The organism is Paeniglutamicibacter terrestris, from assembly GCF_012271785.1.
Lineage (GTDB): Bacteria > Actinomycetota > Actinomycetes > Actinomycetales > Micrococcaceae > Paeniglutamicibacter > Paeniglutamicibacter terrestris.
Genome location: NZ_JAAWVT010000005.1, coordinates 143,894 through 157,898, shown reverse-complemented (window position 1 = coordinate 157,898; position 14,005 = coordinate 143,894). Strand labels below are relative to the sequence as shown.

The window sequence follows — 14,005 nt, the reverse complement described above, 5'->3', positions numbered from 1 at the left end:
CGTGGCGTGGCTTAGGCTTGGAACATGCTCGGAAAACTGTCGATCGATTTGGATACACGCGACCCGCGATCCTTAGACAGCGGCGTGGCTCGGAGCTTTGAGACGCGCAAACGCAACCGCCACGGCCGCGGTCGACGCGGTCCGATGCTCATGGCGCCCCTGCCCGGAGCCCGCACGCGGGCCGAGCGCTTCGAGGATCTCTTGGTCGAATCGGCCGAGCGTCTGGCGGACCGGTGGGGCGATCGCGTGACCCGGATCGATTTCCGCATCTTGCAGGCGCCCGCCGCCAAGGTCATCACACGAGCAGAGGCAGCTGGCATTCGCGTGCCGTGGGCCACCAGCAGGTCAGCACGACGGGGCGAACCAGAACGCATTACGCTCTATCGCCGCCCCATCGAGGAGGCCAGCCATCAGGGCACCGACCTGCTGCCCGAATTGATCCACTTTTCTATCGTGGAGCAACTGGCCGAGCTATGGGCCATGGACCCGCAGGCGGTTGACCCCGGCTATGGCGCCTGGGGCCCGGAACGCTAGTCCCGCAGTAGAACCGTGACGCCCTCGCGCCCAGCGGGAGCCTCGCTCACTGGCAAGGCAGCAATGCCATAGGAACCCTCTTGAACTACCGCTGCACCGTAGCTGGGTGATCCGGTGGCCGAGAGCATCACAGCCACCGTGCCCTTGCCAAAATCGTTGCCGGAGAGCACCGTCGATTTACCGCCGGTCAGTTCCACGGATCGTGCCGCAGAGAGCTTCCCGTCGCTATTCATCGAGCGCACATTCACCGTGGACTCGCCGTTTGGTGCGTTGAGCACCAACCGGGCCGAGCCCACCGTGGGAAGTACCAAGAGGTGTTCGCTGCCCAAGCGCTGTGCCGCCGTCGCCCAGGCCTGGTCAATGGGATCAGCGGCCTTGGTGCCGCGTACCATCTTCACGCTCGCGCTGACCGGAGAATCGGCGTCAACAACGATCGTGTAGTATCCGGCGGGTAGTCCGGCCAGAGACAGGCTTGCGGTGGCGTTCGAGGCCACCACAACCTCACCGCCACCGGGAATCTCTACCTCGCCGTTGGGTCCCATGGCCTTCACCTTGACGGTGGCGCCCTCGGCGGAGGTTGCTGCCAACACCACTTGGGCGACCGCGTTAGCATTCGCTGCGGGTTTGGCCAGGTCCTGAGCCAGTGCCGGGTCCAGGATTCCCACGCCGGGGATCACTTGGGTAGTGCTTGCCGTGGCAGCAGCCCCCAAGTAATCGATACCGCCGGGAACCAACCCACGCAGCGTGCTCTGCTGGATGGTCGCGTTCACCCGTCCACCACTGGCGGTCACCTTGGCCGAAAGCGCCGTTTCGTTCGATGCGTAGCCCGCCAAGATGATGGACTTGGTTTCACCCGGCGCCACGGCCAACTCGGTGAGGTTAGGGGCGGAAATCGCACCTTCGGCACCTCGCAGGTCCACCCGGACCGCGGCGACGGACGCCGAGGAGTTCACTAGGTTCAGCACGGCGGTTGAACCCGGGGTAGTAATCGCTCCGGTGAGCCAGGTCTCGGCGGCCGGCGCCGTGCAACCGGCAACGGCTAGGCCAGCGAGGTCCCCGCCATTGGCACTATAGGTGCGGACGGCCGATGCCAGTGTCTGCACTCCGCCCAGCGGCTGGGCATGCAGGGTCAGGGTCTCAGCGAATGAGCTCACCGGACCGAGTACTCCCTTGAGTCCCGAGCTGCCATCGGCGCTGGAGCCGGTGGAGGTTTCCGCTTCTTCGGCGCTGATACGTGGGGCGATACTCTTATCGACCTTGGCATCGCTCTTGAGCAGTTCGCCACCGGGGATCCTGCCGGCCGCATCGGAGATGATGGCTGCGCGCACAGAAGTTTTGGCGTCCTTGGAGGCGGGCTCAAACTCGGGGTCGACCCCGGTGCCGGCTCCGGTGAAAAGCTTCATAGTTGCCGGGCAGGTGGCCAGCGAGTCACCGGCAGGCAACGAGGTTGCCGCTACTTCGACGGCGGTATCAGCGCCGAGGTTTCCCGGTGGAATGAGGGTGCCAGCGGTGATGGCGCCCGCGCCGAGGCAGAGCACACCGATGGACCCCAACATTCCTAAGCCGCGCCGCTGCTTCTTGGTCTTTGAGCTTTGTTCCTTGGCTGCGGAGCGTTCCGAGGTTGACGCGCTGCGCGGTGCTGTGGCCCCGGCATCGGGGTTCGCGGCATCCTGCGCTCCGGTACTGGCCGGAACCGGTGGTTCAGCTGCTGCGGGAGCGGGCGTTGGCTCGGGATTTTTGGGCGCTGCGGTGCCGGGAGCTAATCCAGCAGCTTCACGGGCTGACTGTGCCAGGCGTTCTTCCTCACGCCGTGCCCTGCGGGAATCGTTGCTCACTTTTGCTCCTTGCCCTTCGCGGCATGAGTGCCACGGTCAAGCTCATCGATGCTTTCGGCATTGCCGCTGGTACGGTACTCAGCCAGTCGGCGTGCAGCAAAGCGGCGGTTGCGTGGAATGGGGATGACCAGCAAGAGAGCCAGCAGCAGCACCACGAATCTGGCGATCGAAAGTGGCACCTCATAGGGGCTCTGGTAGCTCAATTCCAGGGTGCCTGCTCCGGCACCGAGTTCAAAGCCTTGGGCCCAGGGTGCGGCGCCGGTGGTGTTCTCGGCACCCACCGTCACGGATTTAAGTTCAACACCGTTCAGGGTTGCCACCCAGCCGGCGTTACTCCGTTCGGCCAGCACTAGGGTGCGGCCCTCGGCGCCGGATTCAATGGGTGTCGCGGTGACCTGACCACGGTTTGAGGCCAGCAGTGCGGTGGTTTTTCCGTCCTGGACGATGCGCACCCGTGAGGTTGAGTCGGTGGCGTTATCCACGTTCTCGATAACCTGTTGTGGGGCGACGCGCCATAGCCAACCGGCTTCGGTTCTACCGACCGAGACCAGACCGGGCACCGCGTCGAGGCGCGCGACCAAGGCGGAGGCGGTCTGTCGATCATCCTTGAGCACCACAAATCCGGTACTTAGTGACGCAAGTTCTTCACGCGGGTCAAGTTCGGAGTCCGAGACAAGTGTTGCCACAGTCCGTTCGATGAGCTGGTCGGCGTCATCGGATCCGCGCAACGTCGGTGCCAGCAGCGAGCCGATCAGCCGGTTGGCGGTTGTGGTTTGTGACAGGGCATCGGCGGTGGTGCCGGCCCCGTTCATCAATGCGGCACTGACTGCCCCGTCCCCGGTCTGGGTCAGCACTAGGGTGCGTTCTTCATAGTCTCCCAGTCCGCGGTCCGCGGCGGTGGCGGGCAAGGTCCGGGCTGAAATAGCTGTCAGCTCACTGGTGGTGCCCATTTGGGTGGTGGCTCGCGCATCGGCGGGTGCCGGGAGTTGAGCCATGATCCAACTGGATCCAGCCACCAGGACCGAGAGGCCCAACAGTGTCGAGGCGCCGATCAGCACTCCCTTGTTCGCCCGTGGTATTGCCGGGGCAGCATCAATTCCAAGGCTGGAGCGTTCACCACGGAACACGGAGATGCCCAGTCCGGCAGCAAAAATTAGTCCGAGGACAAAGAAGGAAACAAAGGGGCCAGTAAACGCGGTGACGAGGACGTTCCCGTCCACGGCCGCTGGAATCAGCGAAGCACCATAAGCGGCGGCTAGCATCAGCACGCTCAACAGCCACAGCATCCTGGCTAATGGCAGCGAAGCCTTGGCTCCCCCGGCAAAGAGTCCCATGGTGGCGAATGCCAACAACGGCAAACCAACCAACAGCACCAATACCAGCGCCCACGGGCCTTCAGGCAGGAAGGCGAAACCTGCGGGCGTGGCCAGGGGCTCAAAGGCGGTGGGGAATCCCAGTGCCTGGGCCCAGACCGGGGCGGGATTGAATGCCAGCGGAATCCCCGGGTCAGTGAACAGCACCCGCGGATTACGCAGGGCGTTGATCAGCAACGGGAGGTGGAAGACCACCATGGGCAACGGCACCCAGAACAGTGTCTTGGCCCTCGAGCGCAGCGCGATGGCAACCACGACGATCATCACGAGAAGGGTCAGTCCCACAGCCGGGGATCCTGCGGCGATGGCAGCAAGCAGGAGCGATGCGGCGGCAGCACTTGTCCAGGAGGGGATGGATCCGGTGCCCGGGCGTGAGGAGCGATCGCCACGGGCCCTAAAGTCGACGCCAGCGCCGACCGAGCGCATCAGTGTCAGCAGCAGCAGGGGTGCCAGCACGTGCACCAGCACGCTTCCGGCGCGTCCCGAAGCCAATGAAATTTGCAGTGCCGGGGCAAGTGCCCAGAGCAGAGCTCCGACCATTCGCGCCGCGCGCGAACGGGTGACGGCCCCCAGACCCAGCCAGGCACTCAGTGCGGCTAGCGGCATGCTCAACAAGGTGAGCACCACGGCCACGACGTTGGCGTTGCCGCCACCGAGCAGGGCAGTGAACCAGTAGAGGAAATCGATGGGATCCCCACCCCCCGGACTTCCTGCGCCAAGGTTGGCCCACCAGGAGGTGGCATTCCTCAGAATCTCCGCGGGGTTGGTGGAGATCGGCAACATTGCGCCACCGCCCACGGCAGAAGCCCCAAGCAGGGCCCGCAGACCGAGCAGGGAGAGCGCCAGGGTCACCACCACAGCGATGATGGCGCTGACGAAGGCAGCGGTGCGAGTGGGGGCCGCGAGCGCGGCAAAGTCATTACGAGTGTCCCCGGTGGGGTCCTGGGTTGCGGTGGCGCCGGTGCCGTCGCCGTAAACGCTTTCGCCGCCCATCGAATCGATCATGTGTCTGCGGTGTTCGCGGACGATATCTTGGTCGGTCAGCAGCCGGGCGATGGAGTTGCGTGGGACCCTACGGGTGCTTGCAGCTGCGGCACGGGAGCGGGCCAGCTTCATCGGTGTGCACACCGCTCGCAGGGTTGCGCCGAGTTGGCCGAAGGCGTATCCGGGGTCCTTGGCAAGTAGGGAGCCAAAGAAACTGAAGATTCCACCGAGTACGGCACCCACCACGATAAACGGGATAGTCCAGGCGGTTGCGTGCTTCAGACGGAGGAAGACCTCGGCCCGGCGGGTTTCGGAGGGACCGGCCAGGGCGTGGATCACCTCGGCCTTGTGATAAATCTTTGCCGCGGGAACGATCACTACACGGTTGCCCATGAGCCGGTTGCGCCAACACAAGTCCATGTCATCGCCGAGTCCTGGCAGTGCTGGATCAAAACCGTCCAGGGCCTCAAAGACGTCGCGGCGAATGAGCATGCCGGCGCTGGTGACGGCAAAGGAGTCCGTGCGAGCGTCGTACTGTCCCTGATCAACCTCGTCGATTTCCATCAGGGATAGCCGCTCGGCATATTTGTTCACGCCTAGGCCTACATCAAGCAGGCGGCGTGGTGAATCTAGATCAAGTTGCTTACACCCGGCGATGGTCACGGATTCGGTGGCTTCAACCACCGTGACGAGTTTTTCCAGGGCGTTAAGCTCGGGTACCGAGTCGTCGTGAATCAGCCACAGCCACTCGGTCCGTCCGGCGCGGGGCGCGCTCAGGGATTTGACCGCAGTCATCACCGAGTGGCCAAAGCTATGTTTTGGGGCAGAGAGCAGCGTGGCGTCGGAGGGCAGCTGATCGCGCAACAAATCGGCCGATGTATCGGTGGACGATGCGTCAACGCCGATAAAGCGGTCGATCAAGCGGGTCTGACCACGCAAGGCAGAGAGAGTTCGGGGCAAAAAAGTCGCGCCATTGTGCGTAGCAACAATGGCGGTGACATGGATCGTGGGAAGAATTAGATTGCTCGTTTCCGCAAACGACGACGTTCGCGCTCGGACAGTCCGCCCCAAATGCCAAACCGTTCATCATTGGTCAGCGCATATTCAAGGCATTCGGATCGCACGTTGCACGCGCCGCATACTCGCTTGGCGTCCCGCGTTGATCCGCCCTTTTCGGGGAAGAAGGCTTCGGGGTCAGTCTGTGCGCACAACGCTTCGGACTGCCAGCCTAGTTCGCCTTCTTCTTCTTCGGCCCCTAAACCGATCCAGATGGCCTGCGCAGGGCTCTTGCCATCTGGTGAAGCGTCAAGGCTAGGTGCCCACGAGGGGGTGGGTTCCGAAACCAGTTCATTGGCGGCGTCATGCGCCAGCAGGAATGCGGCCGTCTCTTCGGCAGGGCTCAAGATCCGCTCTGCGCTGCCATCGTGTTCAACCCCGGCCTCTGCGGGATCGACAAACCAATCAGAAGGCACATCGCGTGCCCCGTTGTGGGAGGGTGCAAGCGCCCGCGCTGCGGCTTCGTCGTAGCTTCGTTCCATGTTCCCCATGGTTTACTGACCTTCCGCCGTTACGAACATAAACCCAATGTGCTGCCAAGATGAGCGACGTCAACGGCTTTCAATAAAAAGCCGTCCCGAGACAAAATCACTCTCTCGGACGGTGCACTATCTAATTACACTGGTGTAACTCCGGTCGCGTCAAGTGCGGTCGAAGATTTTAGCGACACTTAACGTCAAAATAGAGTCACGCCACGCCCGAGTTTTCACCGAGACCATACCGAAATACAGCCGCCCGCGAATTCCCGGTGAATTCACAGGCTTGACAAGGAGCATCCCATGATCATTGAAACCAATTCGTTATCTCCCGTCGAATCCCTCTTGGCTCCGCTACGCCATTCAACTCGCCCATTCTTGACCTGGTACTCAAAATCCGGGGAGCGCGTCGAGCTCAGCGGCCGTGTATTTGATAACTGGGTGGCTAAGAGCGCCAACCTTTTGCACGAGGAATTTGATTTAGCCTCCGGCGCTGTTGTGGCCACCGATTTACCCGGGCATTGGAAGTCCGCTGCACTCGCGCTGGCTATTTGGCATCTGGGTGCCGAACTGCGTTGCGTGGAGCCGGGAACCAACCCCGGGGATGTCGATATTTTCATCACCGCCGACACCACAACTTTAGCAGTGAACGGAACCGTGGAGGTCCTGGCCGTTCCTTTGCCATCACTAGCGATGGCCTACGACGGAGAGCTTCCCTTGGGTGCCACCGACTATGCTTCCGAGGTTCGATCTTACGCCGATTCCTTCTCGCCCTCCCCCATCGAGGTCACGGCTACGGCGCTTGATTCTGCGGCCGGAAAATTCACTTATACCGAGCTATTTACCGCCGATGACATTCAGGTACCTGAGGGAAGCACCCTCGTGGGCACCTCCTGGCCGCTGGCACGTATCCTTCAAACCCTTATCTCCCAGTGGAGCGCCGGAAACTCGGTGATCCTCGTGGAGCAGGCAGTGGAGATCACCGATGCGTTGCTGCGTGGCGAGCAGGTGGCCCACCGCCTGGACCAAGAGGCGTAAGCACCGCAGCAGCTCCGCCAGCGCTCAGCCACAAAAAGCCCCGATACCGTAGCGCACTGCTTGGTCCACCCGTTCTGGGTGTTCCAAGCAGTGCGGCATGGTTTCGGGGCTACTGATGGGGTGTGGCCCAGAGGCCAGCAAAGGACTTGAATCTACTCGTCGATACGAGGTGGCACCTGGTTGGCCTCGGCCTTCGGCGCAGCATGTGTTGTTGACTCGGAACTAACATGCAGTAGCTCGCGGTCCGAGGAGAATTCGGGATCCTCGTCAAGCTCGGCGCTGAAGACCCAGAAGCGGTAGGCGAAGAAGCGGAAAATGGTGCCCAGCACCAGACCCACTACCGAGCCAGCGATGAACACGCTAGTGGTATCCGTCAGTCCGATCCAGTATTTGGTCACCCAAACACAGGCCGCTGCGATACCTAGGCCGATGGCGTTCATGATGGCAAACATCACTACTTCGCGTACAACGTTGGCCTGGCGACGATGGCGGAAGGTCCAGAAACGGTTGGCCACCCAAGAGAACACCGTGGCGACAACGCCAGCGATGATCTTGGCTTTAACCGCTGAATCTTCCATGGAACCGTGGAGCAGCCACAGGTAAATGCCGGAGTCGATAATGAACGCGACACCCCCGACTACGCCAAACTTTGCTACTTCGCGCCACATCATGGACGCCAGGCCCATGAGTTTGGCCCAGATCTGTACCAGCATGTTTCTCCATGGTTCGTTTCGATTTCACTACGCCGCCACGGGCGCTGGCATTGTGTGCCTTCGGTGCGGTCGAACCGCAACTTCTTGGAACGGCCAACCTAAGTATTCTAGTGCGGTTCACTGGAAGTTAACCGTCAATAGTGTCCCAACTCGCCTTGGTTCCACGCGGCAGGCCGCGCGTTGGGTAGGCTAGGCGGGTGACGTTTCCAGTGATTGGCGTTGTTGGCGGAGGCCAACTCGCACGAATGATGGCCCCTGAAGCATTGAACCTCGGCTTCGAACTACGCATCCTGGCCGAGGGCCCGGATGTCTCTGCAGCGCGCAGTGTTGCCACTGCGCCCGTAGGCGACTATACGGATTTGATGGCCCTGCGTGAATTCGCACGCGGCCTCGACGTGCTCACCTTTGACCACGAGCATGTCCCCAACGCCCACCTGCAGACATTAATTTCCGAGGGTGTGAATGTACAGCCGCGCCCAGCGGCCTTGATCCATGCTCAGGACAAGCTGGTGATGCGCAGAGCAATTGCCGAACTCGGACTGCCCAACCCGGCTTGGGCCGAGGTGCACAACGTGGCTGAGCTGCTGGCCTTTGGCGAGGAGATCGGCTGGCCGATCGTGCTCAAGACCCCGCGTGGCGGCTATGACGGCAAGGGGGTGCGCATGATCGATAGTCCCGATGACGCCCGCGCCGCCGCCGACTGGTTTGTTAATGGCTCACTCTTGGCCGAGGACAAGGTCAATTTCACTCGCGAGCTTTCCGCCCTGGTGGCACGCACCCCCAGCGGTGAAGCCAAGGGCTGGGACGTGGTGCACACCATCCAGGTTGATGGAGTCTGCGACGAGGTCATCGCCCCGGCCAAGGACCTCTCCGAAGACGTTGCCGCCGCCGCACGGTCAGCTGCCTTGCAGATCGCGGAGGCCTTCGGGGTCACCGGCGTGATGGCAGCGGAACTCTTTGAAACTCCGGGCCACGGCGCAGGATTCGTCATCAACGAACTTGCCATGCGCCCGCACAACACCGGGCACTGGACCATGAACGGGTCCATCACCAGCCAGTTCGAACAGCACCTCCGCGCGGTCCTTGACCTGCCGTTGGGCGCCACCGACGCGCTGGCCGAGACCACCGTGATGAAAAACTACCTCGGCGGAGCCAATCAGAACCTCTTCAGCGCCTTCGCTGCGGCGCTGGCCGCCGAACCGCGCGTGAAGGTCCATGCCTATGGCAAGTCCGTACGCCCGGGCCGCAAAATCGGCCACGTCAATGTGGTCTCCGAGCCCGGAGAGTCGGTCGACTCACTGCGTGCCCGCGCCAACACCGTTGCCTCGATCATCCGCGACGGTGCACCGGCCACCGCCATCTCCGAAGGACTGACATCTTGAGCACCCCCGCACCCCTGGTTTCCCTGGTTATGGGCTCCGACTCGGATTGGCCGGTCATGCGACTGGCCGCCGAGGCACTAAGCGAATTTTCCATTCCCTTCGAGGCAGACGTCGTCTCGGCGCACCGCATGCCCGAAGACATGATCGCCTATGGCAAAGCCGCCCACGACCGCGGCATCCGCGTGATCATTGCCGGCGCCGGCGGAGCAGCCCACCTTCCGGGCATGCTCGCCTCCGTCACCCCGTTGCCCGTCATCGGCGTCCCCGTGCCGCTGAAGACTCTCGACGGCATGGACTCACTACTTTCCATCGTTCAGATGCCAGCGGGTGTCCCCGTCGCCACTGTTTCGATCGGTGGGGCTCGCAACGCCGGCCTGTTGGCCGTGCGTATCCTGGCCACCGGCACCGATGAGCTGGCCGCAAAACTGCGCGGCCAGCTCATCGACTTCGCCGCGTCCCTTCGCACCGTCGCCTCGGACAAGGGCGCAGTACTGCGTGCGGCGGCCGCTTCCGAATTCACCGGTAACTAAGGACCTCAATGAGCGAACCGCACCGCCCGAAGGGCACCACTAACCTGCTCCCGGATCCCGAATCCGCAACGGCACCAGTACGCACCAAACGCGCACTGTTCTTGCTGCTGCTGACCACGTTCTTCCCCGGAAGCGCCCAGTGGGTTGCGGGACAACGAGCGCTGGGCGGATTCGTCATGCGCGTCACCATGGTGTGCTGGGGCCTGCTCATCGTGATCCTGCTCGCCGCGCTGTTAAAGCGTGATTGGCTGCTGAACATTTTTGCCCAACCATGGGTGCAATTGGCTACCACCGTGGCACTGATCGTTTTAGCAGCCGGGTGGCTGCTAATGTTCCTCAATACCTTGGCCATCATCCGGCCCAAGTATTTGGCCCCCGGAGCCCGCATTGGGCTCACCGCCACCTTGCTGGTGGTGGCATTGGGGATCACCGGGTCGATGAGCTACGGCGCGTTTGTGATGAACAAGGGCCGCGAGACCATTTCCAATGTCTTCTCCTCCGGGCCCGCCATCAAGGCCGTGGATGGGCGCTACAACATTGCCGTGTTTGGCGCCGACTCGGGCGCTAACCGGGAGGGCATCCGCACGGACTCGATGTCATTAATCTCCGTAGATGCCAAAACCGGCAAGTCACTGTTGATCTCCATTCCACGCAATATGCAGAACGCACGATTCTCTGACGATTCGCCCCTGCGTGCGGTCTACCCCAATGGTTTTAATTGCGGAGACGAATGCCTCTTCAACGCGATCTACCGCGACACCACCGATAACCACGCGGAGCTCTACCCCAACTCGGCCGACCCGGGGGCCGAGGCCACCATGGACGCCATTGAGGGCAGCACCGGACTGAAGGTCCAGGGCTACGTGATGATCGACATGGCCGGATTCGCTGGATTCATCAACGCCATGGGCGGGGTCACCGTCGATTCTGGCGGTTGGGTCCCGTACAACGGCAAGGCGTGGCCCAACTCCTCGGTGAACACTCACTGGTTCTCCCCCGGCGTTCACACCTTTACCGGCAAGCAGGCGCTGTGGTTTGCCCGCTCGCGCGACTTCACCACCGATTACCACCGCATCGCCCGTCAGCAATGCTTGCAGCAGGCCATGATCAAACAGTTCAGCCCGCAAACGCTGCTCACTCGCTTCACCGACATCATGGATGCCGGAGAAGAGTTGGTGCGTACCGATATCCCGCAGCAGCAGCTCGGTTCCTTCCTGAACCTAGCCAACAAGGCGCGCGAGACCCCGTTCGAACGTTTGACCCTGGGAGCCCCGGACTTCGGTTCGGCGGCGGATAAGTTCTCCACCTACCCCGACTTCGATAAGATCCATACCCGCATCCAGTCACTCATTGCCGAGGAATCGGGCACTACCGCTGCCCCAAGCAGCAAGTCTGCCAAGGCCTCGGCCGGTTCCTCCGCATCGAGCGCCCCCAAGTCCACCACCTCGGACACCGGGCGAAACACCGAACCGGACAAAATCGTGGAAGAACCCACCGATTCGCCCACCGCCCAGCCCGATGGCTCGGCGTTGAGCGAGGAATATCTGGTCACGCTCGAACAAATTGGCCGTACCGACCTACTCGGTGAAATTGCTGCCAACAACAACGATTGCTCGGTGCCTTAACCCCCGCTTTCCTGCGGGTTGGCACATCGCCCCCACAGCTAGTTCGAAGGACCATCATGCATCGCCTGAGAAACACCATCCGTGACTATGCCTGGGGTTCCTCCGGCGCCATTTCTGACTTGCTGGGCACCTCACCCAGTGGGCTCCCGGAGGCTGAGATGTGGCTCGGCGCCCATCCCTCGGCACCGTCGGTGGCCGAGGTTCCCGGCCAAGGAGATACCGGACTGGATCAGTTGATCACCGCTACCCCCGATGCCCTGCTGGGTACCGAGGTAAACGCTGCCTACGGCCGGCTTCCTTTTTTGATGAAGGTGCTGGCAGCGGCCAAACCGCTATCCATTCAGGTTCATCCCTCCGCGGCGCAGGCTGCCGAGGGCTTCGCCGCGGAGAACCTTGCGGGTCCCGCCCTCGATTCCCCGCAGCGCAACTACAAGGACGGCTCGCACAAGCCGGAGATGATCTATGCGCTGACTCCGTTCACCGCGCTCAGTGGTTTCCGCCCGCCGGCCGAGTCTGCGGCACTCTTCAGCACTCTGGCCGAGGTCCTTGATGAGCAGGGCGCAGCGGCCTGCCTCAAGATCGTGACTCTGCTGAGGAATCCGGATGAGGCCGCCGCCCTGAGCTCAAGCTGCGCTTATCTACTGAGCGGTTCCGCGGAGCTGAGCCCCACGGTGATCGGTGCAGTGGCAGCCATCGAGGCTAACCCAGCGCTGGCCGAACATGGTGCCCTGGCGGAACTGCCGGGGATCAATGGCCACTATCCCGGAGACGTCGGAGTGCTGGTCTCGCTGCTGCTAAATCTGGTGGAGCTGGAACCCGGACAGGCGATGTACCTGGACGCCGGGAATATGCATGCCTATCTGCGTGGGCTCGGTGTGGAAGTGATGGCTAATTCGGACAACGTGTTGCGCGGCGGACTGACGCCCAAGCACATCGACGTGGCCGAGTTACTGCGCATCACCGAATTCCGCGCACTAGGAGTGCCGCTGCTTGAGGCCACGGAGACCGAGTACGGCCAGCAGCTCTTCGTCCCGCCCTTCGCCGAGTTCCAGCTCCAGCACCTTGAGCTTGGGCCAGCAATCGATTCGACGTCCATGGGTGACGGGGATGTGGCGGTGGCGGCCAACGGACCGGTGATCATTCTGTGCACCGAGGGCGAGCTGTTGATCGATACTCCCCACGGCGATGAGCTATTGCGTCGCGGTGATTCGTTGTTCATTGGTGCCAACGAAGCCCCCGCCGTGGCCAGGCGCAGCGCGAGGGCCTCGGGTCGTGCCTTTGCCGTGACCCCGCAGCCACTGGCCTAGCACCACCAGGTACAGAGACAGCAGGGCCCGGCGGGAAGTGATTCCCGCCGGGCCCTGCTGTCTCTAAAATGCTATTTCACAAGGTGCTTCTTAGCGGGTGTAGGCTTCCCACTTATCGGACTGGTGCTCGCCCTCAACAAAGCGGATGGTGCCGGACTTCGAGCGCATAACGATGGACTGCGTCTGGATGCGGCCGTTCTTGTAACGCACTCCGCGCAACAGATCACCATCGGTGATGCCGGTGGCTGCGAAGTAGCAGTTATCGCTGGTGACCAGGTCGTTGGTGGTCAATACGCGGTCCAGGTCGTGACCGGCGTCGATGGCCTTCTGCCTCTCGTCATCGTCGGTCGGCCACAGGCGGCCTTGGATGACACCGCCGAGGGACTTGATGGCACAAGCCGTGACGATACCCTCCGGGGTGCCGCCGATGCCCATCAGCGCGTCCACGCCGGTGCCCTCGCGGGTTGCCGCAATGGCCCCTGCAACGTCGCCGTCCATGATGAACTTGGTGCGAGCACCCGCGGCGCGGATCTCCTCAACAAGTCCAGCGTGACGCGGGCGGTCAAGGATGCAGACGGTAATCTGGGAAATCTTCTTGCCCTTGGCCTTGGCAATCAGGTGCAAGTTCTGCTTGACCGGCAGGCGCAGGTCGACCAGGTCGGCGGCTTCGGGGCCGGTCACCAGCTTCTCCATGTAGAACACCGCTGAGGGATCAAACATCGAACCGCGGTCGGCAACTGCCAGAACCGAGAGCGCGTTGTTGATGCCTAGGGCTGCAAGCCGGGTGCCGTCGATCGGGTCAACAGCGACGTCGCATTCGGCGCCGTTGCCATCGCCCACGTGTTCGCCATTGAACAACATTGGGGCTTCGTCTTTTTCGCCTTCGCCAATAACAACCACGCCGTTAAAGGACACGGTGGAGAGCAGCGAGCGCATAGCGTCAACGGCCGCGCCGTCGGCGGCGTTCTTGTCACCGAAACCGACCCAGGGGCTTGAGGCTATGGCTGCGGCCTCGGTGGCACGCACCAACTCAAGGGCCAGGTTGCGGTCGGGTTCCGCATCACTGACAGACAGTCGTGGGGACAGGTGGGCAAAATTCGTGGCTTCAGTCACGGTCTTCCTCGTCTTTGAGATCTGTTCGTTTGCCGGGGG

The 14,005-nt window shown here is 62.3% G+C and carries 11 protein-coding genes; 6 read left to right on the top strand and 5 right to left on the bottom strand.

Going from position 1 to position 14,005, the window contains the following annotated elements; all coding sequences use genetic code 11:
• Nucleotides 1-24: 24 nt before the first annotated feature.
• Nucleotides 25-534, top strand: a complete 510-nt coding sequence (locus HED64_RS12095; RefSeq protein ID WP_168152244.1) for a metallopeptidase family protein — start codon at nt 25-27, stop codon at nt 532-534.
• On the opposite strand, the gene HED64_RS12090 is transcribed toward HED64_RS12095, so the two are convergent.
• The 3 genes from HED64_RS12090 to HED64_RS19875 are packed head-to-tail and all read right to left on the bottom strand — an operon-like array spanning nt 531 to nt 6,273.
• Nucleotides 531-2,369 (bottom strand): DUF5719 family protein, encoded by a 1,839-nt coding sequence (locus HED64_RS12090; RefSeq protein WP_168152243.1) that lies wholly within the window; start codon nt 2,367-2,369, stop codon nt 531-533. The two genes, HED64_RS12095 and HED64_RS12090, sit on opposite strands and share 4 nt — an antisense overlap.
• On the bottom strand, nt 2,366-5,797 hold the full coding sequence (locus HED64_RS12085) for a glycosyltransferase family 2 protein (protein ID WP_168152242.1): 3,432 nt from the start codon (nt 5,795-5,797) through the stop codon (nt 2,366-2,368). Before HED64_RS12085 ends, HED64_RS12090 begins: the two co-directional genes overlap by 4 nt.
• On the bottom strand, nt 5,743-6,273 hold the full coding sequence (locus HED64_RS19875; RefSeq protein WP_245325950.1) for a WhiB family transcriptional regulator: 531 nt from the start codon (nt 6,271-6,273) through the stop codon (nt 5,743-5,745). Before HED64_RS19875 ends, HED64_RS12085 begins: the two co-directional genes overlap by 55 nt.
• Before the next feature lie 288 nt (nt 6,274-6,561).
• Between HED64_RS19875 and HED64_RS12075 the strand changes: the two genes are divergently transcribed.
• Nucleotides 6,562-7,296, top strand: coding sequence for a TIGR03089 family protein (locus tag HED64_RS12075; protein ID WP_168152241.1), 735 nt, complete (start codon nt 6,562-6,564; stop codon nt 7,294-7,296).
• 152 nt (nt 7,297-7,448) lie between these two features.
• On the opposite strand, the gene HED64_RS12070 is transcribed toward HED64_RS12075, so the two are convergent.
• Nucleotides 7,449-8,009 carry a GtrA family protein gene (locus HED64_RS12070; RefSeq protein ID WP_168152240.1) on the bottom strand — a complete coding sequence of 187 codons (561 nt, stop codon included), beginning with the start codon at nt 8,007-8,009 and terminating at the stop codon, nt 7,449-7,451.
• Nucleotides 8,010-8,206: 197 nt separating this feature from the next.
• Between HED64_RS12070 and HED64_RS12065 the strand changes: the two genes are divergently transcribed.
• Genes HED64_RS12065 through manA form a run of 4 tightly spaced genes read left to right on the top strand, consistent with a single transcriptional unit; the run spans nt 8,207 to nt 12,853 of the window.
• Entirely contained in the window at nt 8,207-9,391 is a 1,185-nt protein-coding gene (locus HED64_RS12065) for a 5-(carboxyamino)imidazole ribonucleotide synthase (protein ID WP_168152239.1), read from the top strand.
• 29 nt (nt 9,392-9,420) lie between these two features.
• A complete protein-coding gene (gene purE, locus HED64_RS12060; protein WP_168152347.1) occupies nt 9,421-9,921 on the top strand; it encodes a 5-(carboxyamino)imidazole ribonucleotide mutase in 501 nt (166 codons plus the stop codon).
• An 8-nt stretch (nt 9,922-9,929) separates the two neighbouring features.
• On the top strand, nt 9,930-11,546 hold the full coding sequence (locus HED64_RS12055; RefSeq protein ID WP_245325949.1) for an LCP family protein: 1,617 nt from the start codon (nt 9,930-9,932) through the stop codon (nt 11,544-11,546).
• A 56-nt stretch (nt 11,547-11,602) separates the two neighbouring features.
• Complete coding sequence (gene manA, locus HED64_RS12050) at nt 11,603-12,853, top strand: mannose-6-phosphate isomerase, class I (RefSeq protein WP_168152238.1); 1,251 nt, start codon at nt 11,603-11,605, stop codon at nt 12,851-12,853.
• 90 nt (nt 12,854-12,943) lie between these two features.
• Here manA and glpX read toward each other — a convergent pair whose 3' ends face one another.
• Nucleotides 12,944-13,966 (bottom strand): class II fructose-bisphosphatase, encoded by a 1,023-nt coding sequence (gene glpX / locus HED64_RS12045; protein ID WP_132361975.1) that lies wholly within the window; start codon nt 13,964-13,966, stop codon nt 12,944-12,946.
• Nucleotides 13,967-14,005 lie beyond the last annotated feature (39 nt).

Bases quoted from the DNA above. Each gene is read 5' to 3' on its own strand.
- HED64_RS12095 (WP_168152244.1), top strand. From the start codon at position 25: ATGCTCGGAAAACTGTCGATCGATTTGGATACACGCGACCCGCGATCC.
- HED64_RS19875 (WP_245325950.1), bottom strand. From the start codon at position 6,273: ATGGGGAACATGGAACGAAGCTACGACGAAGCCGCAGCGCGGGCGCTT.
- HED64_RS12075 (WP_168152241.1), top strand. From the start codon at position 6,562: ATGATCATTGAAACCAATTCGTTATCTCCCGTCGAATCCCTCTTGGCT.
- HED64_RS12070 (WP_168152240.1), bottom strand. From the start codon at position 8,009: ATGCTGGTACAGATCTGGGCCAAACTCATGGGCCTGGCGTCCATGATG.
- purE (WP_168152347.1), top strand. From the start codon at position 9,421: ATGGGCTCCGACTCGGATTGGCCGGTCATGCGACTGGCCGCCGAGGCA.
- HED64_RS12055 (WP_245325949.1), top strand. From the start codon at position 9,930: ATGAGCGAACCGCACCGCCCGAAGGGCACCACTAACCTGCTCCCGGAT.
- manA (WP_168152238.1), top strand. From the start codon at position 11,603: ATGCATCGCCTGAGAAACACCATCCGTGACTATGCCTGGGGTTCCTCC.